Annotated in this window: 22 protein-coding genes and 1 pseudogene; 9 read left to right on the forward strand and 14 right to left on the reverse strand. The window is 48.6% G+C overall.

Going from position 1 to position 22189, the window contains the following annotated elements; genetic code table 11:
• Positions 1-16 precede the first annotated feature (16 nt).
• From QZ367_RS05545 to QZ367_RS05610, 14 genes and pseudogenes are all read right to left on the reverse strand, one after another.
• The gene (locus QZ367_RS05545) at positions 17-1792 is read right to left on the reverse strand and encodes an NADH-quinone oxidoreductase subunit N (RefSeq protein ID WP_291938403.1); all 1776 of its coding nucleotides are present in this window, start codon (positions 1790-1792) and stop codon (positions 17-19) included.
• The gene (locus QZ367_RS05550) at positions 1782-3311 is read right to left on the reverse strand and encodes an NADH-quinone oxidoreductase subunit M (protein ID WP_291938405.1); all 1530 of its coding nucleotides are present in this window, start codon (positions 3309-3311) and stop codon (positions 1782-1784) included. Before QZ367_RS05550 ends, QZ367_RS05545 begins: the two co-directional genes overlap by 11 nt.
• A 7-nt stretch (positions 3312-3318) precedes the next feature.
• A complete protein-coding gene (gene nuoL, locus QZ367_RS05555) occupies positions 3319-5166 on the reverse strand; it encodes an NADH-quinone oxidoreductase subunit L (protein ID WP_291938406.1) in 1848 nt (615 codons plus the stop codon).
• On the reverse strand, positions 5159-5482 hold the full coding sequence (nuoK, locus tag QZ367_RS05560) for an NADH-quinone oxidoreductase subunit NuoK (protein WP_005869753.1): 324 nt from the start codon (positions 5480-5482) through the stop codon (positions 5159-5161). Before nuoK ends, nuoL begins: the two co-directional genes overlap by 8 nt.
• 1 nt (position 5483) lies before the next feature.
• Positions 5484-6011 (reverse strand): NADH-quinone oxidoreductase subunit J, encoded by a 528-nt coding sequence (locus tag QZ367_RS05565; RefSeq protein ID WP_291938411.1) that lies wholly within the window; start codon positions 6009-6011, stop codon positions 5484-5486.
• A 590-nt stretch (positions 6012-6601) separates the two neighbouring features.
• Positions 6602-7186 (reverse strand): annotated as a pseudogene (nuoI, locus tag QZ367_RS05570) (NADH-quinone oxidoreductase subunit NuoI); the annotation flags it as partial.
• A gap of 11 nt (positions 7187-7197) precedes the next feature.
• On the reverse strand, positions 7198-8193 hold the full coding sequence (gene nuoH, locus QZ367_RS05575) for an NADH-quinone oxidoreductase subunit NuoH (RefSeq protein WP_291938412.1): 996 nt from the start codon (positions 8191-8193) through the stop codon (positions 7198-7200).
• Positions 8190-10886 (reverse strand): NADH-quinone oxidoreductase subunit G, encoded by a 2697-nt coding sequence (locus QZ367_RS05580; RefSeq protein ID WP_291938414.1) that lies wholly within the window; start codon positions 10884-10886, stop codon positions 8190-8192. The genes nuoH and QZ367_RS05580 overlap by 4 nt, the downstream gene beginning before the upstream one ends.
• A 1-nt stretch (position 10887) precedes the next feature.
• The gene (locus QZ367_RS05585; RefSeq protein WP_291938416.1) at positions 10888-11595 is read right to left on the reverse strand and encodes a hypothetical protein; all 708 of its coding nucleotides are present in this window, start codon (positions 11593-11595) and stop codon (positions 10888-10890) included.
• On the reverse strand, positions 11592-11822 hold the full coding sequence (locus QZ367_RS05590; protein WP_177386790.1) for an NADH-ubiquinone oxidoreductase subunit E family protein: 231 nt from the start codon (positions 11820-11822) through the stop codon (positions 11592-11594). Before QZ367_RS05590 ends, QZ367_RS05585 begins: the two co-directional genes overlap by 4 nt.
• Positions 11819-13045, reverse strand: coding sequence for an NADH dehydrogenase (quinone) subunit D (gene nuoD, locus QZ367_RS05595; protein ID WP_291938419.1), 1227 nt, complete (start codon positions 13043-13045; stop codon positions 11819-11821). Before nuoD ends, QZ367_RS05590 begins: the two co-directional genes overlap by 4 nt.
• Positions 13045-13833: an NADH-quinone oxidoreductase subunit C gene (locus QZ367_RS05600; RefSeq protein ID WP_291938421.1), complete on the reverse strand. Its 789-nt coding sequence runs from the start codon at positions 13831-13833 to the stop codon at positions 13045-13047. The genes nuoD and QZ367_RS05600 overlap by 1 nt, the downstream gene beginning before the upstream one ends.
• Complete coding sequence (locus QZ367_RS05605; protein ID WP_291938423.1) at positions 13833-14342, reverse strand: NADH-quinone oxidoreductase subunit B family protein; 510 nt, start codon at positions 14340-14342, stop codon at positions 13833-13835. The genes QZ367_RS05600 and QZ367_RS05605 overlap by 1 nt, the downstream gene beginning before the upstream one ends.
• Positions 14324-14713, reverse strand: coding sequence for an NAD(P)H-quinone oxidoreductase subunit 3 (locus tag QZ367_RS05610; protein ID WP_291938425.1), 390 nt, complete (start codon positions 14711-14713; stop codon positions 14324-14326). Before QZ367_RS05610 ends, QZ367_RS05605 begins: the two co-directional genes overlap by 19 nt.
• A 173-nt stretch (positions 14714-14886) precedes the next feature.
• Between QZ367_RS05610 and QZ367_RS05615 the strand changes: the two genes are divergently transcribed.
• The 9 genes from QZ367_RS05615 (at position 14887) to imm45 (ending at position 22167) form a co-directional block, all read left to right on the forward strand.
• Complete coding sequence (locus QZ367_RS05615) at positions 14887-16449, forward strand: inorganic phosphate transporter (RefSeq protein WP_005869776.1); 1563 nt, start codon at positions 14887-14889, stop codon at positions 16447-16449.
• Between the two features lie 221 nt (positions 16450-16670).
• Positions 16671-17429: an AzlC family ABC transporter permease gene (locus QZ367_RS05620; protein WP_291938428.1), complete on the forward strand. Its 759-nt coding sequence runs from the start codon at positions 16671-16673 to the stop codon at positions 17427-17429.
• On the forward strand, positions 17429-17776 hold the full coding sequence (locus QZ367_RS05625) for an AzlD domain-containing protein (protein ID WP_291938429.1): 348 nt from the start codon (positions 17429-17431) through the stop codon (positions 17774-17776). Before QZ367_RS05620 ends, QZ367_RS05625 begins: the two co-directional genes overlap by 1 nt.
• 69 nt (positions 17777-17845) lie before the next feature.
• Positions 17846-19198: a coproporphyrinogen III oxidase family protein gene (locus tag QZ367_RS05630; RefSeq protein WP_291938431.1), complete on the forward strand. Its 1353-nt coding sequence runs from the start codon at positions 17846-17848 to the stop codon at positions 19196-19198.
• Positions 19199-19315: 117 nt separating this feature from the next.
• Entirely contained in the window at positions 19316-19669 is a 354-nt protein-coding gene (locus tag QZ367_RS05635; protein WP_291938433.1) for a hypothetical protein, read from the forward strand.
• A gap of 90 nt (positions 19670-19759) precedes the next feature.
• Positions 19760-20035, forward strand: a complete 276-nt coding sequence (locus tag QZ367_RS05640) for an immunity 53 family protein (RefSeq protein ID WP_291938435.1) — start codon at positions 19760-19762, stop codon at positions 20033-20035.
• Between the two features lie 29 nt (positions 20036-20064).
• A complete protein-coding gene (locus QZ367_RS05645; protein WP_291938437.1) occupies positions 20065-20601 on the forward strand; it encodes a hypothetical protein in 537 nt (178 codons plus the stop codon).
• A 66-nt stretch (positions 20602-20667) separates the two neighbouring features.
• Complete coding sequence (locus tag QZ367_RS05650; RefSeq protein ID WP_291938439.1) at positions 20668-21300, forward strand: hypothetical protein; 633 nt, start codon at positions 20668-20670, stop codon at positions 21298-21300.
• 69 nt (positions 21301-21369) lie between these two features.
• A complete protein-coding gene (imm45, locus tag QZ367_RS05655; RefSeq protein ID WP_291938441.1) occupies positions 21370-22167 on the forward strand; it encodes an Imm45 family immunity protein in 798 nt (265 codons plus the stop codon).
• Positions 22168-22189: the final 22 nt, after the last annotated feature.

The following is a 22189-nucleotide window of genomic DNA, read 5'->3' on the forward strand; positions in this document are numbered from 1 at the left end:
TCCCCTAAAAAATAGCTTAATACCCGCTTAAAAAGACGAAATTATTTACCGCGCCGGTTAGGAATTTCACCAAAAACGGCGCCAGCACGCATGCTACGCTAGCTAGCACGACGGCAAATTTTATCTGCACCGAGACCGCGCTCAGCGAGCCGTCAAGCTCTGCGTCCTTTCGCGGCTCATGCAAAAACATACGCACGATAAGGCGCAGGTAATAATACAGCGCAAGCGCGCTATTTACCGCCATGATGACGGCGAGGGCGAAGTAGCCCGAATTGACCGCGGCGCTTAGCAGATACATCTTGCCCCAAAACACGCTAAACGGCGGAATGCCCGCAAGCGAGAGCATAAAGATCGCCGCGCATAGCGCAAAAAGCGGATGGGTGCGGATCAGCCCGTCAAATTTCTCAAAAGGATGCTCGAAGCGAGCCGCAAATTTAGAGCTTTGCTCGCAAATTTTAGCGCCTGGCTCGCAAGTTTCAGTGCCGAAAGGGGTCGCTTCCGCGTCGGGCTCGATCGCTTTCAAATTTGACCCGCTTGCTTTAGAATTTTGCTCGCTCGCTTTAACGCTCCACTCGTCGCAGGCTGAATTTTGCCCGCTCGCGCCTAAATTTAACTCGCCGGCAAAGCTCGGCTCATGATTTTGTGAAAAAGCGGGCTTTGCATTTGAGATAAAGCTCTCGTCGTTTGCATTTAAATTTAAAGCGGGACTTTGGGTTTTAAATTTTAAATTTAACGAGCGAGCGCGCCTTTGCCGCACGCACCAGATGAACGCAAACGCACCGAGGTTCGCGACGGCATATAGGATCCAGTAGGTGAAAAGCGCGGCGTTTGCCTGTGTCGAGCCGATCACGATCGCGCAGAGCACGAAGCCAGCGTGCGAAACGGAGCTGAAAGCGAGCATCCGTTTGACGTCGCGCTGCACGAGCGCCATAAGATTTGCTAAGCTCATCGTAGCCACCGCTACGGCGTAGAGCACGATGTTTAGCCACTGCACGCCGATGCTTTGCAGCGCTTCAAACAGCCTGATCGCCACGACAAAGCCCGCGATCTTGGGCACGACGGACAAAAAGCCCGCCATAGCCGAGCTCGCACCCTCGTAAACGTCGGGCGTCCAGGTGTGAAACGGGATCAGCGAGAGCTTAAATCCTATCGAGACGATCATAAATGAGCAGGCGGCGAAAAGCAGGACGTTGGTTTGTAAATTTGAACTCTTGGCGATCTGCGCGATGTTTGAAATTTCCATAGAGCCGGTCGATAGAAAAAACATCGCCGCGCCGAATGCGAAAAAGCCCGATCCCAGCGCGCCCATTATGAAGTATTTTAGCGCCGCTTCGACCGATCTGGCGCGGTTGTGAAGCGCGATTAGCGTATAAAGCGCCAGCGAGCCCGTCTCAAGCCCAACGAGGATCATCATTAAATTTTCGCTCGCGACCATAAACTCATAGCCCACGAGCACGAATAAAAACAGCACGAAAAACTCCGCCGTGTGGTACTCGTGCGCGCTTCTTGCGCCCAAAGACAGAAAGATGAAAAATATCGAGCCTGCGAGCATGATAAGCATCGATAGCGTCGCGATTCCGTCCACCAGCATCACGTCGAAAAGCCCGCGTATGCCGCTGTTGTATCCAAAAACGAGCCCGAAGCCCAGAGCTAGCGCCAGTATCGTGATGACGGCGTAAAATTTATACGATAGCGTGCGCGCAAAAAGCGAAACCGCGAGCATCAGCAGGGCAAATCCTCCGAGTATCGCCATAGGTGCGATCGAGGCTAAATTTAAAAGATTATTTTGCATCGCTTCTTACCTTAAAATTTGCTTTTTCCATATAGGCGCGAGTCGCGGTTTGAGAGGCTTTGTTAAACATCAACTCAAGGCTTTGCGTCACGCTGGGCTCGATGCTCTTTAACATCAGATTCGGCGCGACGCCGAGCACTACGACCAGCACGCAGATCGGGACGATAGAGCAAAGCTCGGTTCTGTTTAGATCGCGTAGCTTTTTATTCTCCTCATGCACGAGCGCGCCGAAGAAGGTCTTTTTATAAAGATTCATCGAATAGATCGCGCCCATTATGATGCCGAGTCCGCCCAAAAGCGCATAGCTAAAGCTGATCTTAAAAATCCCCGCAAGACTTAGGAATTCTCCCACGAAGCCGATGGTAAGCGGAAGGCCTATCGAGCCTAGCAGCACGACGCAAAAACAAAACGCATAAAGCGGCATCACCCGCGCAAGCCCGCCGAATTCGCTAAAAAGCTTCGTGTGCCTGCGGTCGTATAAAAAGCCTACGAGCATAAAAAGCCCGCCGCTCACGATACCGTGGCTTATCATCAAAAATACCGCGCCACTCATTCCTTCGCGGCTCATTGAAAAAATTCCAAGCATTATGACGCCCATATGCGCGATCGAGCTATAAGCGATAACCTGTTTGATATCCTTTTGCGCAAAGGCGATAAAGCTTGCATAGATGATCATAACGATCGCTACGGCGCACATCATCCCGCTAAAATAGACGCTCGCGTCGGGAAATAGCGGTAGCGAAAATCGCACGAAGCCGTAGGTACCCATCTTAAGAAGCACCGCGGCAAGCAGAACCGAGCCTATCGTAGGGGCCTGCCCGTGCGCGTACTGAAGCCAGGTATGAAAAGGAAAGCAAGGCGTCTTGATCGCAAAAGCGACCGAAAATGCCAAAAATAGAGGAATTTGCGTACTAAGCGGCAGCGATAGGCTCTGCCAGTTTAGGATATTAAAGCTATACTCGCCCGTAGCCTCGTGATAGAAATAGCTCATCGCTACGAGTCCTACGAGTAGAAACATCGAACCGAGGAAGGTGTAGATGAAAAATTTCACCGCGGCGTAAATTCTCTTGCCGCTGCCCCACGCGCCGATGATGTAGAGCATAGGAATTAGCGAAAGCTCCCAAAAGATGTAAAACAAAATCGCATCCAGCGCCACGAAAACGCCCACCATCGTCATCTCTAAAAACAAAATGCAGATGATTAAATTTTTGGCGCGCTCTTTAATGCTTAGACTAAGCAGCGCCAAAAATGTAACCAGCGTGCTTAGGATCACTAAAAACAGCGAAATTCCGTCCACTCCGATGAAGTAGTTGATGCCGTATTCGCTTATGAAAGGGTGCAGCACGCTAAACGCGATGCCGTCCACCGGCTCGTAGAGTATCCACAAAACGAGCGAAAGCACGAACTCTATAAAGCTCATCGTAACGGCGTAGGTCTTAATGCTCGCTTCGTCGATCAAAAAGCCTAAAACCGCAGCTACCGCCGGAAAAAATATAACCAAACTTAAAAAGTATTCCATGCCCACCTCACAGCGCAAACGCCAAAATCAGCAAAATGAAAGATCCCAAAACCATCCACCTTAAATTTGCGCTCAAATCTCCGCTATTGCTTGCGCGATCCGCTCCTTCACCGCCTTTTACCGCGATGCGAGCGATCAGATCAACGCTGGCGTCTATGATCGCGCCGTCGCATTTAGCGCAGATCTCGCTAAGCTTAGCGTATCCGCGCACGATCACGCGCTCGTAAATTTGCGGGACAAAATACTGCGCGATCAAAATTTTATAAAATTTGCAGTTCTTTAAATTTTGGCTAAATTTGCCCTTGCCGTATGTCCAAATCGTGCCGATCGCCACCGCGCTTATCATCGCTAGCGTTATGGCGATCAAAATTACCTCCACGCCGTGCGGGATCGAAGCTTTAAAGCCCGGCAGTATGCTAAGCACGAACTCAGCAAAATCGTGCTCGAAAAAGCCCGCGATCACCGCAGGCACGGCTAATACGCCCATCGCGATGAGGGCAAAGCCTTTCGCCTCGTGTGGATGGTGGGTAAATTTTTGCTTGCCGAAAAACACGAGCATTATCAGACGCACGCTGTAAAACGTCGTCATCGCAGCGCCCGCAAACAGCAGCGCCCAGATAAAATACGCGTCCGCGCTCCACGCCGCTTCCAAAATTTTATCTTTTGAGAAAAAGCCCGCGAACGGATAAAATCCGCAAAGCGCGAGCGAGCCTATGCACATCAAAATCGCCGTAGGCCGCATAAATTTATATAATCCGCCCATATTTTGGATATTTAGATCATCCTTCATCGCGTGCATTACGTTGCCCGCGCCCAAAAATAGAAGCGCTTTGAAAAACGCATGCGTCGCCAGATGAAATAGCGCAATCCAATACGCCCCGAGCCCTGCGGCTACGAACATATAGCCAAGCTGCGAAAGCGTGGAGTAGGCGATGATTTTTTTAAGATCGTTATGAACCAGCGCCATCGACGCCGCAAAGACCGCCACAAAAGCGCCCAAGCAGACGATAAAGCCGCTTACTTCGGGCGCGAGCGCGAAAATCGCGTTTGCGCGGATTACCAGATAAACGCCTGCCGTAACCATCGTCGCTGCGTGAATAAGCGCGGACACGGGCGTCGGACCTGCCATCGCGTCGGCAAGCCAGGTATGGAACGGAAACTGCGCGCTCTTGCCCATCGCACCGATAAATAAAAGTGCGGCGATCAGAGTTAAAATTTCAGGCTCCAAGCTCGCTGCGTTCGCAAATACCACCTCGTAGCGCAACGAGCCGAAATTTAAATAGATCAGAAAAATTCCAAGCAACATCCCAAGGTCTGCGATGCGGTTCATTATGAAAGCCTCGTTGGCGCACCAGCTGTAATTGCTCCTATCATACCAAAAGCCTATTAGCAGCCACGAGCAGAGTCCGACCCCCTCCCAGCCGATAAAAAGTCCTAAAAAATTATCGCTCGTTACCAAAACCAGCATCGAAAAAACGAAAAGCCCCATGAAGCTGAAAAATTTAGCGAAGTTTTCGTCATCCCACATATAGTAGATCGAATACACGTGCACGACGCTGGAAACGATGCCTACGACCACCATCATTACCGAACTTACGCTATCTATGAGAAAGCTAAATTTTGCGTCCAAAAATCCGGTGCTTATGAAATCGGCTAAGCTTACGCTGATTAGGCGGTTGTCAGAGACGAGCTCCATCAAAGCAAGCGACGCGATAGTGCTTAAAATCACCAGCGCCGAGCAGACTACGCCAATAAACATCTTATCTTTGGCGCGAATGAAAACGCCTGCGAAGATCGCCGAGGCAAGCGGTGCGAAAAGGGCGATTAAGAGCCATACAAAAACGGTATCAAGCATCCGGCCCATCCTTAGAAGGATTTTTAAAATTTACGAAACTGTCAAGTTCGATGCTGCCCGTTTTCTTATACCACAAGATGAGCAGCCCAAGCCCCACGGCCATCTCGCTCGCGGCGATCGCTACGATGAAAAGCGCAAAAATTTCGCCGTTTATGTTGTCGTAAAATTTCGCCACGGCGACGAGGGCCAAATTTGCGGCGTTTAATAAAATTTCGCTCGAAAAAAAGAGCATTATTAAATTCCGTCGCTTCATCATACCCGCAAGCCCGAGCCCAAACATCATCGCAGCGACGATCAGATAGTGATTTAGACCCATTTTACCCCTCGCTCTCTTCGTATGTCAGACTCGCGTCCATCTGCTTATGTGCAAGCACGATAGCGCAGATCATCGCCACGAGCAGCATCACGGCGGCAAGCTCGAAAATCGCCAGATATTTTGTAAAGATAATCATCCCAAGCGCCTCGGTATCGTCGGTGTTTAAAATTTTAAGCGTTTCTACGTTGTTCGCAACCACCGCGCCGAGCACGATAATCACGAGCAAAAATGCAATCACGCCGCTAAGTGCGAAAAATAGCCTTGCGCCCTTTTTCGGCTCGCTTACGTTTTTATCCGCACCCAAAAACATCAGCGCGAAGCCGTAAAGCACGATCACGGCGCCCGTGTAAACTATGATCTGCACCACGCCTAAAAACTCCGCATCCAGCAAGAAGAAAAATCCGCTCATAAAAACCATGCCGCCGGCCAGCGCGCTAAGGGCGTAAAGGACGTTTTTGCTAAAAACGCTGATACCGAAAAGCGCCAGGCAAACCGCGCTGAAAAAATAAAATGCAAGCGTTTGTATCATTGCTCCTCCCCCTGCGCTGAGGAATCCGGCGCGGAACTTTGCGTAGAATTCTCAGCGTCCGCGGCGGAATTCTTTTTGGAATTTGCCTTAGATTTTTTACCTCGCCCGGCAGAATTTCCCGCGTCTTGTGGAACGAAATTTTCTTTGGAATTCTCCAAAGAATCGTCGTCCGTAGCGAAATTCTTTTTAAAATTTTCCGCAGAATCGCCGACAGAATTTTCAGGGTGCGACGCAACGGAACTCTCTTTAGAATTTTCCGCCAAATTTTTACTATCCGTGGCGGAATCTTCGGCGCTTTGAGAGATGGGATTTTCTTTGGAATTTCGCTGCGAATCGGGCGCGAAATTTTGAGCGTCCGTAACGGAATTTTCTTTAGAATTTTCGGCGTCCGCGGCGGAGCTTTCCTTTAAGCTCGCCAGCTTGGTATTTTGTCGCTCGGCTAAAATTTCGCCGCTTAAGCCAGCACCCTTTGAAAATAAAATTTTATCGTTAGCGGCGCCCTCTTTTTTAGAGCTTTCCGCGGCGCTATTTTTTAAATTTGAATCCGCGCTCTTTAAGCTTAGCTCATCGCTTGCGGCGTCGCTTTTTATATAAGCGTTCGGCGTCACCTTGATCCGCGCGCCTGCGTTTTCATCCAGGCTACCATAGCCTGCAAACTCCTGCGCCGCGCCGTTTAAACATAAATTTTCACCGCGAATTAAAAGATCCTCTTTAAATCCGTAATACGCGCGCTGTTCGCTCGCAAGCTCATATTCACAGCCGTGCACGATAGCGATCTCGGGGCAGACGTCCGCGCAGAGCCCGCAATAGACGCAGCGCCCTAAATTTATCGAATAGTTATCTACCTTTTTGCGGCCGTCGGCGCCGAGGCTGGTCTCCATCGCGATACAGTTTGCCACGCAGATCTTCTCGCACAAGCCACATCCGATGCAGCGTTCGCTGCCGCTTTCAAGCAGGCGCATAAGCTTGTGCACGCCACGGTATCTAGGCGGCATGACAAATTTTTCCATAGGATACCGAAGCGTATGCGAGCCGCCGCGCTTAAACATATTTTTTAGCACCACCCACAGCCCCACGAAAAGCTCGCCGCTAAAGGTGCGGGTTAGGAATCTGCGAAACTTATCGCCGCCGGATTTAATAGGGGCTCGTTTATCGATCTGGGCGTATCTTGCCATCGCAACCCTCCTTAAACGATCGCTAGCGCCGTAATTAGCACGCAAGCAAGAGCTAGCGGCATGCAGACTTTCCAGCAAAGCCCCATCAGCTGATCGGGGCGCAGATGCGGCCACGCCGCGCGCGCCCATAGGAAGCAGAAAAACACGAGGCTTGATTTTAATACCATCATAATGCCGCCGGGGATAAACCAAAACGCGTTAAATCCGCCCAAAAACAGCAGCGTCGTAACAACTGAGTAGGTTATGATATTGGCGTACTCGCCGATAAAAAACATACCCCAGCGCATTCCCGAATACGCCGTACCCGCGCCCGCTACGATCTCGGTTTCGTTTTCGGTAAGGCATAGCGGCGTGCGGTTGCACTCTACAAAGGCTGCGATAAGAAAGAGCGCGAAGCAGACGGGCTCTTTCCAGATAAACCACTTATCAATGCCGCCGCTTTGCGCGCTTACGATGTCGATGAGCGAGAGCGAGCCCGTGATCATCACGATAGGGATTAGGCTAAGCCCGTTTATCACCTCAAAGCAGGTGATCTGCAAAAACGCGCGAAACGCGCCTATAGTGCCCCATTTATTGTAGCTCGCAAGCCCTCCGATCAGCAGTCCGTAAACGCAGGTGCCGCTAGCCCCGAGTAGGAATAAAATTCCCACATTTATATCGCTTAAAATCGGCTGTATAGTCCGCCCGCCGATAGTAAACTCCGGCAGCAGCGGCACTACCGAAAGCGCCACGAAAGCTCCCGTAGCCGAGATTATCGGTGCGATTTTAAAAAGAAGCTTATTTGCCCGCGCAGGGATCGCGTCCTCTTTGGTAAAAAGCTTTATCATATCCGCACCCACCTGCAAAAGCCCAACAGGCCCGACCATAGAGGGCCCGATCCTGCGCTGCATAAAGGCAAGTACCTTGCGCTCGGCATAGGTCGCAAGCCCCGAGAGCAGCGCGATGACGGCTAAAATCACGAGCGCCTTTAAGACGGTGGCTACGAAATAAAATGCACTATCGCTCATCTGCCCTCTCCTTTGGAATTTGAAATTTTCTCGATTTTTACAATGGCGTAGCGCGAAGTTTTGAAAAATATCTCGCCGCGCAGTTTCTCGTCAAAATACGGCAGATACGCGCCGCTAAAGCCTGGATCGATCTTTACGCTAGCGACGATTTCGCGCTTTAAGCTTACGAGCCTGTTTTCGCCGCTTTCGCTATTTTCATTACCGGCACCGCCGGCTTTATGCGCGGCACTTGCGCGATCCGTTTTTTTCGCATGAGCAGCACCGCTTTTATCATTAGCGGCACTAGTTTTGCCTGCGCCGCTAGTTTTTTCATCATTGCTCGCGCCGTCTGCTTTGTAAATTTTAACGACGTCGCCCGCGCTCACGCCCAAGCTTTCGGCGATGCCAGAGCTTAGATATAGTGCGCCCGCTTCGCCCAGTCCGCTGCTTGCGCCGCTAAATTTATTGAATTGATGCAGCGGATTTGCCTCATAGATTAAAATTTCGCCCTCGCCTGCTCTAATCGGCGCGGAAGGCGAAATTTCAAACTCCTCCTCGCTAGTGGCAAACTCCTCATTTCGCAGCTCATATCCGCGGTGGTTTGCGCCGCCGTTGTCGTAAAAATTTTCTAAATCGTCAAATTTAACCTGCTCAAAATCTGCGCCCAAGTTTGACGTATAGCTGATCGCGTGTTCCGCGCAAACTCCCAGCGCACAGGCGATGTCGTTTAGCTCATATCCGCCATAATCAAGCGCCGCATTCGTAGGCACTACGCGCTTGTCGTAGTTCGTGAATGTGCCCTCCTGCTGCACCAAGCTAGGTGCGTCCAGATCGGCTTCCAGCACGCCAAAGCTTATATCGCCCGCTTCGTTGTAGCCTAGCGTCTCACCCGCGCTCATTTGCGCACTAAGCTCACAGATGAGCGCGACGCCAAGGCTGTTCGTGCGCGGCGGCACCACTAGCACTTTTAGCGGCGTGTAGCGCTGCACCAAACCCGCTAGGCGCGCGAGCGTGGCGCTATTTGGCGTGCGGATAAAATCCTCGCCGATGATAAGCGAAAAACTTTCCTTTTTAGCCAAAAGCTCATCCACTTTCTGCTCGTCCATCCTGAGTGCTGCGGCAAAATTTGAAATTTTACTTTCCGCGGGATTCTCAGAATTCTGCGCGGAATTTTTTGTGGGATTTTCAGTGCCGTCCGTGCTTGCGGAATTTTCGGCACCGCTCGCACTCGCAACGTTCCCAGCGCCATTTGCCTCCGTAGAATTCTCAAGATTTTGCGAATCTGCGGATTTCTCGTATAAATCTTCCTTCGCCGCTGCGCGCGAAATTTTAAATTCCGCCGCGAGTTTCGCATCCAGCCACTCAGGCAGATTGCGTCCGAATTTCTGCAAGATCCAAAGCAGGATCTGCGCCTCCAACCCCGCAGCGTGCGGCTGATAGATAAAATTTTTGCCAAAGCCCTTAATGCCCTCGTCGCAAAACGGATGAAAATAGATCCCGCTTGCCTTATTTAGCTTGCAGGCGCTATTTACCGCATAGCCCAGATTTGGAGCGTCGCTTCGCAAAAATGTGCCGCAAACGACGATGAAATCGCTATTTTTAATCGCATGCGAATCCGCATTATAAAATTTCGTGCCGCTAAGCTTTGAAAATTCGCGCAGGAATTTTTGATAGGCAAGCGCTTCGTCGTTGATCAAAGCGAGTTTAAATTTTTGACGCAAAAGCTCTAAAATCCGAGCTTCCTCATTGGTGATGAAGCTATTAAATTTAATATTTTTGATCTCGCCGTCCTCGATGCCGCGCACGATGCGGTTAAAAACCGCATCGTTTTTGCTCGCCCGTTCGTTTGAAAAATCCCAGCCGAAGCGCGCTCCTGCATGCAGAACGCTAAAATTTATGTCGCTACTAACGCGATAAATTCTTTCACGTGCGTCGCCTATACCGCGGCGCTTGACCTCGTAATAAAGCAGCTCGCAGTCGCTGCTGTGCGGATTGGAAGCGGGGATTTGGCGCAGCTCCCAGGCGTTTGAAACATATTTAAACGCGCTCTCTACCAGAGCCCCAGTCGGGCAGACCGCCGCGCTCTCGCCGTAGTTTACGCAATCATCCTCATCGTTAACCCGCGCGATTAGGCTTTTTTGCAGCTTGTTCCACACGGCGTAGGCGTCTTTTGGCATCGCGTCCTTTTGCTCCTTACTCGGCGCGTCTCCGCCGCGCGGAACGAGCTTAAACGCATCTACGCCCAAGCGGTCTTTCGCGGCGGTGATACAGCGCTCGCAAACGATGCAAAGGCTAGGATCGTAGCTCAAATATCCCCAATCCTGCACCTCGCGCGCTGTATCGCGGATAGCATAGCTTTGGGCATTTGTGCGCATCAGATGGGCTAAATTTTGAAGCTCGCACTCGCCGCTTTGATCGCAAACCCCGCACGCCATCGGATGGTTGATGCAATAAACCTGCGTAATCGCCTCGCGCTCGGCGTCGATCTCGGGGCTGCGGCTGTAGATGACCATGCCGTCTTTGGCTTTGGCGTTGCAGCTATAGACGCGCTTGCCGTCCGCTTCGACCATACAAAGCCTGCATGCGAGCGTCGGCGTACCGCCGCTTAGATAACAAAGCGCTGGGATAAAAACGCCGCAGCGACGCGCGACCTGCAAGATATACTCGCCCTCGTCGCACTCGCAAGCTTTACCGTCGATTGTGATCTTTGCCATTTTAAACCTTAGAAATTTCTGCGAGTTCGAAATTATAACCGCCAAAGCCCTGCCCGCTCGAGCCCAAAAGCGCGATCGTGCCCTTTAGCTCCTCATCCAAAATAAATTCTTTTTCCAAATTTAAATGCGGCGTTTTGATGCGGACGCGATCGCCGCCCTTGATCTTTGCGACCATGCAAAAATACCTTCCGCCGATTAGTCGGTCGTTCGCATCGTGTTTGAAAACCACGGCACCGTCGAAATTCTCAGGTTCTTTAAGGGGGCTTAAATTTAACCGCTCTTGTGCGCCCAAATCCGCTCGCTCGCCGCGTAAATTTAAAATTTTAACCTCGAACTTCGCCGCTATGAGAGATAGAAAGGCTTTGATATTTTCGGCGTCGGGATGGGTTTTAATAAGCGCATCGTCGATCAATAGCGCGTCGCAGCCTCCCTGTAAAAACTCCGCGATCTGCTCGATCTCCTCCTCGCCCACGCTGCTTTCGCCGCTTAGATACTCCAGATCCAGATCCGCGAAATAGGGCTCGTCGCAAAAACTAGCGCAGATTAGCGCCAGCACGAAGCTTTGCGCGCCGATCTCGCATTTTATCAGCTCGCCCGGAAGATGCGGATCTTGCAGCGGTGATACGCTTAAAATTTCAGCGCTCTTAAAACCTTCTGCGAGCGCGGGATTTTGAAGGCTAAGCAGCGACGCGAAATTTAAAATTTTCATCCTCTTCCCTTTTTGGCGACGACCATCCAATCGACTTGGTTATAGCGTATCGAGCTTAAAAGCGTGGAATTTAGCCCCTCCACCAGATCGGCGCTCTTTTGAACCGCGCTGAAATCGCCCATCTCAAACATAAAGATCATCGTCTCGCCGCGAGCGGAATTTTTTAAAATTTCGCCCATGCGGTTTAAAAATTTATCGCCCAGATGTCTCAAATCGTAGCGTTTCATCGATCCACCTCGCCTAAAATGATATTCGTGCTGCCGATGATCGCCGCGGCGTCGGCAAGATACTGCCCGGGTAAAATTTCCTCATAGACCGCGCAATGCCAAAAGCTCGGCGTGCGGATCTTAAGGCGATACGGGCGGCTTTCGCCCATCGAGCGGATATAAAATCCAAGCTCGCCCTTAGGACTCTCGCTCGCGGCGTAAATTTCGCCCACGGGCGGGCGCAAACCCTGCGTAACCAGCACGAAATGCTGCATCAGCGAGTAGTTTTGCGTCATGATCTGCTCTTTGCTCGGATTTACGTAAGCGGGATCGATCGCTAAAATTTGCGGATCGCTTAGCGGATAGTGCTTCGCACACTGGCGCAAAATTTTAAGGCTCTCGCGCATCTCCGCCATATAACACTTATAGCGCGCGTAGCAATCGCCCTCGCTCGCATACGGTACGTCGAAATCAAGCTCGTCGTAGATGAGATAGGGCTCTTCTTTTCGGATATCCCACGCATGCCCGCTAGCGCGCAGCGTTACTCCGCTACAGCCGCAGCTAAGAGCCGCTTCGTGCGAGATCACGCCCACACCTTCGGTTCGCATCAGCCAAATTCTATTGGTATCGAGCATATCTTCAAGCTCTTTAATATCGCTTGGAAATTCGTCGCAAAATTTCAACATCTCCTCTATCCAGCCCGCAGGCAGGTCCAAAAATACGCCGCCGATTTTGATATTATTGTGCGTAAGGCGCGCGCCGCAGTATTTCTCGATCAGATCGAGTACGAACTCGCGCGAGCGAAAACAGTAGAGAAATACCGTCATCGCACCGATATCAAGCGCGTGCGTCCCCAAAAACAGAAGGTGCGAGCTGATGCGATTAAGCTCAAGCAAGATTGTGCGGATGATCTGCGCGCGGCGCGGCACTTCGATGCCGCAAAGCTTCTCGACCGCGGCGCAAAAGCCGTAGTTGTTCGAGCCCGATGCGACGTAATCGATGCGGTCGGTTACGGGGACGAACTCCGCGTAGATCATATTTTCGGCCATCTTTTCGATGCCTCGGTGCATATAGCCCACGCCCGGACGCGCTCGCACGATGCGCTCGCCGTCAAGCTCCAGCACGAGCTTTAGCTGGCCGTGCGCGCTTGGATGCTGCGGACCGAAATTTAAGATCATATTCGCGCCATCGCGCTCGTACTCGATGTTTTCGAAAAACGGTCTTAGCTTGCTTGGATTTTGCATTATTTTCTCTTTGTGATGATCTTGTAAATTCCGCGTTTAGCGCGTTTTACGAAGCGCACGCCGCCCTCTTCCTGATATTCTTGTAAAATTTTTTCTTGCAGCCGCGGCTCGCCGTAACCGCTCTCGTGATAGAGCCGCGTAAAGTTAAAGGTATCCTTTTCATCTACGAATGCGGAATTTCGGTTTTCTTCGCCGATCCGCTCGCGCGCGCCGACCCCAAAAATTTTATCCACCTCGTACCACTTGGCAAACTCGTCTCCTTGCAACGGATAGGACTTTAAAAGCGGGTGTCCGAACCAATCATCGGGCATTATTAGGCGCGCCAGGTTCGGATGAGCCTCTATCCAAACGCCCATCATATCGTATAGCTCGCGCTCCGCCCAGTTCGCGCTTTTGTAGATGCCCGCAGCGCTTTGCAAAAAGCTCTCGTTCGGCACGAAGCACTTTAGCCGCGCGCGGCGCGCTCTTTTGATATCCAAAAGCTGATAAAAAACCTCAATGCCGCCGCGAGCCTCGGTAAAATCCACGCCGCTTAGCTCGCATAAAATTTCATATCCGGCGCTCTTAAGCGCACGCAACGCCGCTAAATTTTGCGCAGGCTCCACGTAGAGTACGAGAGTGTTAAATTCTACGTATGAGTTTAAAATTTGAACGCCTTCAAGCGCGTCCAGATCGTCTTTGAAATCGCTCTCGTTTGCGCTGGATTTCGGCGTCTCCTCGGGGATGAAAAATCTGTCTTTGTAGTAATTTTTTTTACTCTGATTCCCTTTGGGATTAAATTTTCTCATCAGATCAGCCTTTTTGCTTTCTGCGCGCGGCGCGGGGTTTGAGAGCGGATCTTTTTTTGCAGCACCATCATCGCAAACTGTAGCGTCTCGGGGCGCGGCGCGCAGCCGGGCAGATAGATATCCACGGGCACTATGCGGTCGCAGCCCTGCACCGTAGCGTAGGTATTAAACATCCCTCCGGTATTGGCGCAGCTGCCCATGCTGATGACCCATTTGGGCTCGGGCATCGCGTCGTATAAGCGGCGCGTAAACTCGGCGTGCTTTTTACTAAGCGTGCCTGCGATTATCATCACCTCCGACTGCTTTACGCTTGCGCGAAATATCGTGCCGAAGCGGTCAAAGTCAAATCTGCCCGCGCCCGCGGCCATCATCTCGATCGCACAGCACGCAAGCCCGTACGTCATCGCCCACAAAGAGTTACTCCTGCCCCACGCGATCAGCTTATCGACGGTGGTGAGAACTACGGGAAGCCCGTTTTCGCGCGCGTAGTTTATCTTATGCTCTGCCAATTTAGCGCTCCTTTTTTCCAGGCGTAGATGAAACCGATGCCTAATAATATAATGAAAAACGCCATCTCCACGAGCCCGAACACGCCTAAAATTTTAAAATTTACCGCCCACGGAAACATAAAGATAATCTCGACGTCAAAAAGTATGAAAAGCACGGCTATCAAAAAAAAGTGGGAGTTCATTCGGTTGGGCTGTTTGACGGCCTCGGGGCCGCTTTCGTAAATTTCGCCCTTTAGCCGCTCGTCGCGCCTATCTGCCAAACGCGAGCCTACCAAAGAGGATAGTTTAACGATGAGCGAAAAGACGCAAAAAGCCAGGATTAGCATTACGAATATTCCGAAATATGGGCTTTGCAGCGGAATTCTAGACATTTTTCGCCTCGGTTTTAAAATTTAATGTGGATTGTAACGAAGTATTGATTTAATAAAGCTTAGCGCGCGCCACTAAATTCGCTTTTAAAATTAAAATTTATATACCTCTCTCGTGCGATTTAGTGGGGATTAAGGCGCGTGTGGTAAAATTTCGCGGATTTTAAGGGAGAGCTATGAAATCTAGCAAGATAAGTCTCATTTTCTACGGCATATTCTGCGGCGTAACAATCTATTTTCTTATCTGGGGATTCGGTTTTATAGGAAGCGGCGATAAAATGCTATTTTTAGTTTCGGTATTTTTGGGCATCTTTATGGCCTTTAATATCGGCGGAAACGACGTGGCAAATTCCTTCGGCACTAGCGTCGGAAGCGGCACTCTTAGCATCGCGCAAGCCCTTTGTATCGCGGCGGTATTTGAAGCAAGCGGCGCGGTAATCGCAGGCGGCGAAGTAACCTCGACGATCCGCAGCGGCATAATCGATCTTAGCAAAATGGACGTGCATCCTAGGGATTTTATCTATGTAATGATGAGTGCGCTTTTCGCAGCGGGAGCGTGGCTGCTTTTTGCCAGCAGAAAGGGTTTGCCTGTATCCACTACTCATGCGATCATCGGCGGTATCGTGGGCTCGGGACTTACGCTAGGCGCCCTGCTTAATACCGCAGAGACTTCCGCATTGTGGCTCGTGCAGTGGGATAAGATCGGCAAAATAGCGATCTCTTGGGTGCTCTCGCCGATTTTGGGCGGAGTGATCTCCTTTGGAATTTTCTGGCTAATCAAACATTATATTTTGGATTACAACCGCTACGCTCAAATAAAGATCGACCGCATAAAGCGCGAAAAAAAATCCCTCCGCAAATTGCACAAAAAAACCTTCGAGACCCTGGACGACATTCAAAAGATCGCCTATGCAGAAGCGCTAAATCACGATATCTACGCTATGCGCGATCCCGATTTTGACCCAAGCGAGCTGGATAGCGAGTATTATAAAAAGGTAATCGAGCTTGACGCTAAAAAAGAGAAGCTAAAATCCCACAAGGCCCTAGAGTACGGAATCCCTGCCGTAGCGGGTATCGGCGCCTTCGTAATCTCAGCGATGCTGATATTTAAGGGGCTGCATAATCTAAATTTCGGGCTTACAAATTTTTACAACTACCTCATCATCGGTATGTCGACGCTAATTACGTGGCTTTTAATGTTTATTTTCGCTAAAACCCTGCGCCGCTCAAATTTAAACAAATCCGCGTTTTTGATGTTTAGCTGGCTGCAGGTGCTCACCGCTAGCGGCTTTGCGTTTTCGCACGGCAGCAACGACATCGCAAACGCCGTGGGCCCGTTTGCCGCCATCATCGATACGATGGCTACGAATAGTATCAATCCCTCCACTCCCGTGCCGCAGCAGATTATGATAATGTTCGCAGTAGCCCTCATAGCGGGACTTTGGTTCATCGGCAAAGAGGTAATCGCCACCGTAGGCACCAATCTTACGAAAATCCACCCAGCCTCTGGCTTTAGCGCCGAGCTTGCAAGCGCCGTCGTCGTAATGGCGGCATCGGTGCTGGGGCTTCCGATCTCCTCGACACACGTGCTAATCGGTGCGATTTTGGGTATCGGCTTGGTAAATCACAGTACGAACTGGTCGCTGATGAAGCCGATCGGGCTAGCGTGGATTATCACCCTACCCGTTTCGGCGCTGCTTTCGGCGTTTGCATTCGTGCTTTTACGCCACGTATTTTAGGCTAAATTTAAAAATCCGCTCCCTGAAATTTTAAAATTTCGCAAATTTCTACGCAGGCTAAATTTTAAAATTTCACGGCGCCGAAGCGAGTAAATTTTACAGCTTCTATTGCGACCGCACACCGCATAAAACTCGCTCGCATCGGCACAGATTTTGCCCACATGCCCTGTAAAATTTAATAAAATTTTAGCTACAATCGCCCTTTGAAATTTAGGAAAGCTATGAGTAAATTTGAAATTTTCAGATCGACCCTCCCCGTGATGATGGGCTACGTGCCGCTGGGGCTGGCGTTTGGCATCTACGGCATTAGCCAAGACCTGCCCGTATGGGCGCTGGCGCTAACCTCGCTGCTGATATACGCAGGAAGCGTGGAGTTCGTGCTGATCGCCTTCATCGTAACCCACGCCTCGCTCGTAGATACCTTCGTCGTGGCGTTTTTGCTAAATTTTCGCCATTTTTTCTACACGATGTCGCTGCTGGACGAGCTGCGCTTCGTGCGTCATAAAATTTACGCCGTATATGCCCTTACGGACGAAACCTTTGCTCTGCTAAAAGCGCACGCTTTTTTGCGCCCCGAGGAGCTTAGCGGCAAGCAGCCCGTAACGCCGCAAAGACTAAAAGAGCTTGATCTGCTCTATAATCTAACCGCGGTTTTAAATCAATCCTACTGGGTTGCGGGCGTCGTTGCAGGGGCTGTTTTGGGAGCAAACTTAAAGCTTGATTTTAGCGGGGTCGAGTTTAGCCTGACGGCGCTTTTTGCGATTCTAACCTATGAGGTTTTCAAAGCAAATCCGCAATATAAAGTGCTATTTCTGGGCTTTGCCTGCGCGTTTGCGGGGCTTTTTATCTTTCCTACAAAATACTTTTTATTCGGCACTCTGATTTTCGGCACAGCGGTATTGCTGCTCTTTCGCAAATACTTCGAGCGACCTTCGCACGCGGGACGCAGGCTGCGAAAGTTCCTAAAAAGGAGCAGGTAGTGGAAATTTTGCCCTATATCTTTCTAGCCTCGATCGCTACGATTTTGACGCGATTTTTGCCGCTGCTTCTTTTTAAGAAAAAGACTGCGAGTCCAAATCTGGCGTATCTGCAGAAAAACTCCGGACTTTTGATAATGGTCGTTTTGACGATCTATGCGCTTAAGACGATGCTGCCTAGCTTTTCGGGCGAGCGGACTTTTAGCGCAGACGTGCTGCAAACGGCAGCGCTGATACTTTGCCTGATTATGGCGTTTGTCGTGCATGCTAAATTCCGCAATTCGCTCGTTACGATAGCGCTTCCTACGCTAATATATATGGCGGCGCTACGCTTTTTATTGAATTATTGATAAATTTATAAGTTAGTTTTCGATAAACTTCAAAAATTAATTTTTAAGTTTAAAAAAGGTTAAAGTTTTATGAATTTTATCAGTCAAATGGTGCATAGCTTCGCCAAAAAATACGCCGCCGAAACTATGCAAAAATCCCTATACAACTCCCTTAGAATCGACATCACGCAGGAAAATATCGCTAAAATTCCAAATCCCGATAAAAAATATATGCTCTACATGCACGTGCCATTCTGCCACACGTTTTGCCCGTACTGCTCCTTTCACAAATACGCCTACGAGCGCGGAGCGTGCAAGGCGTATTTCGGCGCGCTACGCACCGAGATGCAGCGCACGAAGGACGCGGGCTACGACTTTGAGACGCTTTATGTCGGCGGCGGCACGACGCTTATCGACGAGGATGAGCTAGCGCGCACGCTGGAGCTTGCCAAGTCGCTTTTTAGCATCAAAGAGGTCTCGTGCGAGAGCGACCCTAACCACATCGAGCCTGAGAGCTTGCTGCGATTTCGCGGGCTGATAGATCGCCTAAGCGTGGGGGTGCAGAGCTTTGATGATGATATTTTACGCAAAGCTTCACGCTACGACAAATTCGGCTCGGGCGAAATTTTGCAAGAAAAGCTATCCCGAGCGGTCGGAATTTTGCCGATTTTAAGCCTGGATTTGATCTTTAATTTTCCGTTTCAAACGCGCGAAATTTTACTTCGCGACATCGAAGCGGCAAAGGCGGTAAAACCGGAGCAGATCACGCTGTATCCGCTGATGAAATCGCCTTTGATGCGCGATCAAATAGCGCGAAGCCTCGGCGTTAGCAATGTAGACCGCGAGGAGGAGTTTTACTCTATCATCTGCAAGGAATTTGCAAGCTGGCGCCGCAGCAACGCATGGGCTTTCGCTCGCGAAAAATCAAATATGAGCGACGAGTACGTAGGCACAAACCACGAATACGTAGGCATCGGAAGCGGCGCGTTTAGCTTTTTAGACGGCAGGCTGCTCGTAAATGCGTTCAACCTCGAAGAGTACGCAAGCAGGGTGCGCAAAAACGAAAGCACCGTCATCGCCACTTGCGATTTTAGCAGATCCGAGCGCACAAAATACCTCTTTTTGACCGAGCTTTTCAACGGCGAGATCGATATCGCTAAATTTAACGCCGCAAACGATCTAAATTTGCGCCGCGAATTGGGCAGAGAGCTTAGCCTGCTAAGGCTTGCAGGAGCCGTGCGTATTGAGGGTGAGATCATCCACACGACGGAATTTGGCGCGTATTTGTGCCTTGTTTTGATGAAGGAATTTTACACCGGCATGGACAAGGTGCGCGCGGCGTTTCGCGACGATGCCAAGATTAAGCGCGCAAAACAGCTCATCATTATGGACGAAAGCGAATCCGCCGCAGCTGGCGCGGCAAAAGGCGAGATAGCGTCGTAAATTTTGCGCCCTGCCGCCGCTACTAGCGCTTGGACGCACCCGCGACTTAAGCGCAAATACCGTCTGGCATTTAAAACACAAACGAATTTTTGATTTCAAAATTTAGGAAACGCCGCAATGAAACGCAGAATGATCAAGCTATTCATTTTATTTCTGTTTTTTGTCCTTGTATTTGAGCTCGTCGGCAATCTTTTTAACTTCGGGCACTTCCCGTTTCATAATAGCTGCGAGGCGTTTATGATGATAAACCGCCATATAACCGGTGATTCAAACGATAGGTGCATAATGCAACTTATGGAGCAGGGCAACAAAAGAGATCTTTCGCTATATTACTATAAAACTAAATTTAATCTTGAGGAGCCATTGTCAGAGCTGGACGAAAAAGCTATAAAATTTTTAAATATTCCGAACTCGAAGATAATCACCGTAAATAAAGACGGCGTAGAAAAGAAATTTTTAATAAGCGATTAAATTTAAATAGCAAAGAAGCCCTGCTTCAATTGCAATATCAAAGCCTAACAAATTTAGAATTTTAAAATTTATAAAATTAAAGGAGGAGCAATGAATAATCTAAAACTCATACAAAACTGGTATGCTTCCAAATGCGACGGAGAATGGGAACATCAATACGGCCTTACGCTGGAAACGGTCGATAACCCGGGCTGGTGGATCGAAATCGATGGCGAGAGCGGGAAAAAGCCGATAAAAATAAATGTCGATAGAGATGACGAGGATTGGTTTTTCGTCAATGCCACGGAAAACAAACTCAAAGGAAGTTGCGGAGCCGAAAATTTAGAGGAATTATTGGAGCATGTAGTAAAATGGCTTATGGATTAAAATTTAGCAAGACAAATAAAGGAGCCTAGATGATCGAAGTCGAGATAAAAAATGAATCTTGCAAAAAGACTGAAGTTACGCTTGCAAATATCGAAATTGTTAAGGACGCCGTACAGGAATCCGCCTATAAAAGCTTTAAGGGCAGCTATCTGTTTTTTGATATTTACGGCGAGATAGATAGGGATTTTCGCGTGCTTGGAGCAATTGGCGAAGGAGATGAAAACAATATCCGAAAAATAGATCTTAAAAAATATGAAAAAAGCTCCGTAGGCGCCACCGACATATCGCAAGATATGGAGGGCGTGGAATTCTGCACCTATTTTAAGCTGGATCAAAGTGAAATTTTAAAGCAAATATTATATTATATAGCCTATGAAAGATTTGAAGGCGGCTATTACGCAAAGGGTAAATTTATAGGCAAAAACAGCGGCGATCTTGTTTTTATCGGCATCTGCGGCGATATAAAAAATTGCGCCGAAATAAAGAGCGTCGATTTAGATGAAATACTAAAAAGTATGCCTAAACTCTCGGAATCAAATAATTTTTATATTAGCGAGTTTATATGAGATCAACCAAACAGATCGATGAGGTAAATTCTATCGCCAACCGATTAAATTTAAAAAGGAGATACTATGAAATTTAAAATTTTAAAACCGAATGAACTATACGGCTGGGTTTTTAACAAAGATGAAGAACTTTATAAGGCTTTAGGATTTGATTGCTGGATGGATTCGTTTATTCGCATATTAGCTCAAATTCCCGGTACCAGAAAAAAAGATATTTTGGATTACCTTGAATATGAAATCTTTGATTGGTACGAATGGTTTGAACTACATTGGATTATCCAAAGCGACTATAAGCTAGCGGACGAAGATAATCCTGAAATTTCAGCCTATCCGACATACGCGGGAGAATACTTCGGAGTAATGGGACAGCTATTTTTAGGGGGTATGATAGACTTCGGCATAGAGGGCGAAAATTTAAGAAAGAAATGGGCTGACTTCGATACGAATTTATCCAAGATCGATCTAGGGATGTCGCTTTATGAGAAGTGGATCTATTTTAGAGATAATTTCTTTTTTGGGTATAAATTTTTAGAGGAGGATAACATAACTCCCAAAGCAGAGATAACCTGGAAAAATCCCGATACCTGGAGTAGATTTAGCCACTGGATGTGTATGACTAAGGCGGGCAAAGAGTATCGTGATAAAATTTTAAAGCCGAGGCTTTATGAAAAGTATAAAGATGTGAGTATAGAGGTGTAATTTAGCGATTACAAATAACGAAAAATTTATTATGAACATGTTTAATCTAGCAAGCAAAAAGGACTTCAAATGACCATCTTACCAATATCAACCTTCGACAATGACTTACAAAGAGGCGATATTATAAAATTTAACGACGATGAGCTTATGGTCTGCGATGAGCGCTGTTTCTGGACAGAAAATCCTTGCCTTTTAAATTTAAAAGATAACAGATATTTTGAGCTTTCTGATGAGATGCTATCAAGCAAAGCGGGGTTTGTAGTGGATAAGGGGCAATTGATTCGTAATTTAGCAAATTTCGGCATCAATGCGATCCCCCAGGAGGTATTTATATGCTCCGATAATTACCTTAGTAGCGATGAACTGAAAGATTACAAAGAAGACTGCGACGAAACAATCCCCGGTTTCAGACTGATAAAACCTAGGGATAAATTTGGACGCAATAGACGCATAAAGAGGAATCTAATGAAAAAATTTAGTATTCCTCTATTGAAATTTCGCGGAAAGATCGAGGTCGGAGATATTATCGAATGTAGAAAATCCTGCTATCCATACGAGAAAAATGTAAATTTTGTCGTAGTAAAAGCAAAAGACGATGATGGAGTAAATTTTATAAAATTGATCGTAATTAGCGGCTACAAGGCAGGTTTATGGGTTCTGCCGTTTTTATTTAAAACAGATAAAAATATGGTAGAAGCGGACTGGCTAATTAAAAATTGGAAATATATTTTTTATAGGTGCTGTGATATAAGGCACACCTACGTAAATTTGCAAAACCGAAAGGAGGTTTTAAATTTTACCGATAAAGAGTTGGAAAATTTTATAAAAATAAAGCGAAAGAGATTAAAATTTAAAAATAAGAAGTGATATAATGCCTCGCCAATCGACA

It is taken from the genome of Campylobacter sp. (assembly GCF_019423325.1).
Taxonomy (GTDB): domain Bacteria; phylum Campylobacterota; class Campylobacteria; order Campylobacterales; family Campylobacteraceae; genus Campylobacter_B.

Coding starts and splice junctions, on each gene's coding strand:
- QZ367_RS05545 (WP_291938403.1), bottom strand. CDS start 1,792: ATGCAAAATAATCTTTTAAATTTAGCCTCGATCGCACCTATGGCGATA.
- QZ367_RS05550 (WP_291938405.1), bottom strand. CDS start 3,311: ATGGAATACTTTTTAAGTTTGGTTATATTTTTTCCGGCGGTAGCTGCG.
- nuoL (WP_291938406.1), bottom strand. CDS start 5,166: ATGCTTGATACCGTTTTTGTATGGCTCTTAATCGCCCTTTTCGCACCG.
- nuoK (WP_005869753.1), bottom strand. CDS start 5,482: ATGGGTCTAAATCACTATCTGATCGTCGCTGCGATGATGTTTGGGCTC.
- QZ367_RS05565 (WP_291938411.1), bottom strand. CDS start 6,011: ATGATACAAACGCTTGCATTTTATTTTTTCAGCGCGGTTTGCCTGGCG.
- nuoH (WP_291938412.1), bottom strand. CDS start 8,193: ATGAGCGATAGTGCATTTTATTTCGTAGCCACCGTCTTAAAGGCGCTC.
- QZ367_RS05580 (WP_291938414.1), bottom strand. CDS start 10,886: ATGGCAAAGATCACAATCGACGGTAAAGCTTGCGAGTGCGACGAGGGC.
- QZ367_RS05585 (WP_291938416.1), bottom strand. CDS start 11,595: ATGAAAATTTTAAATTTCGCGTCGCTGCTTAGCCTTCAAAATCCCGCG.
- QZ367_RS05590 (WP_177386790.1), bottom strand. CDS start 11,822: ATGAAACGCTACGATTTGAGACATCTGGGCGATAAATTTTTAAACCGC.
- nuoD (WP_291938419.1), bottom strand. CDS start 13,045: ATGCAAAATCCAAGCAAGCTAAGACCGTTTTTCGAAAACATCGAGTAC.
- QZ367_RS05600 (WP_291938421.1), bottom strand. CDS start 13,833: ATGAGAAAATTTAATCCCAAAGGGAATCAGAGTAAAAAAAATTACTAC.
- QZ367_RS05610 (WP_291938425.1), bottom strand. CDS start 14,713: ATGTCTAGAATTCCGCTGCAAAGCCCATATTTCGGAATATTCGTAATG.
- QZ367_RS05615 (WP_005869776.1), top strand. CDS start 14,887: ATGAAATCTAGCAAGATAAGTCTCATTTTCTACGGCATATTCTGCGGC.
- QZ367_RS05620 (WP_291938428.1), top strand. CDS start 16,671: ATGAGTAAATTTGAAATTTTCAGATCGACCCTCCCCGTGATGATGGGC.
- QZ367_RS05630 (WP_291938431.1), top strand. CDS start 17,846: ATGAATTTTATCAGTCAAATGGTGCATAGCTTCGCCAAAAAATACGCC.
- QZ367_RS05635 (WP_291938433.1), top strand. CDS start 19,316: ATGAAACGCAGAATGATCAAGCTATTCATTTTATTTCTGTTTTTTGTC.
- QZ367_RS05640 (WP_291938435.1), top strand. CDS start 19,760: ATGAATAATCTAAAACTCATACAAAACTGGTATGCTTCCAAATGCGAC.
- QZ367_RS05645 (WP_291938437.1), top strand. CDS start 20,065: ATGATCGAAGTCGAGATAAAAAATGAATCTTGCAAAAAGACTGAAGTT.
- QZ367_RS05650 (WP_291938439.1), top strand. CDS start 20,668: ATGAAATTTAAAATTTTAAAACCGAATGAACTATACGGCTGGGTTTTT.
- imm45 (WP_291938441.1), top strand. CDS start 21,370: ATGACCATCTTACCAATATCAACCTTCGACAATGACTTACAAAGAGGC.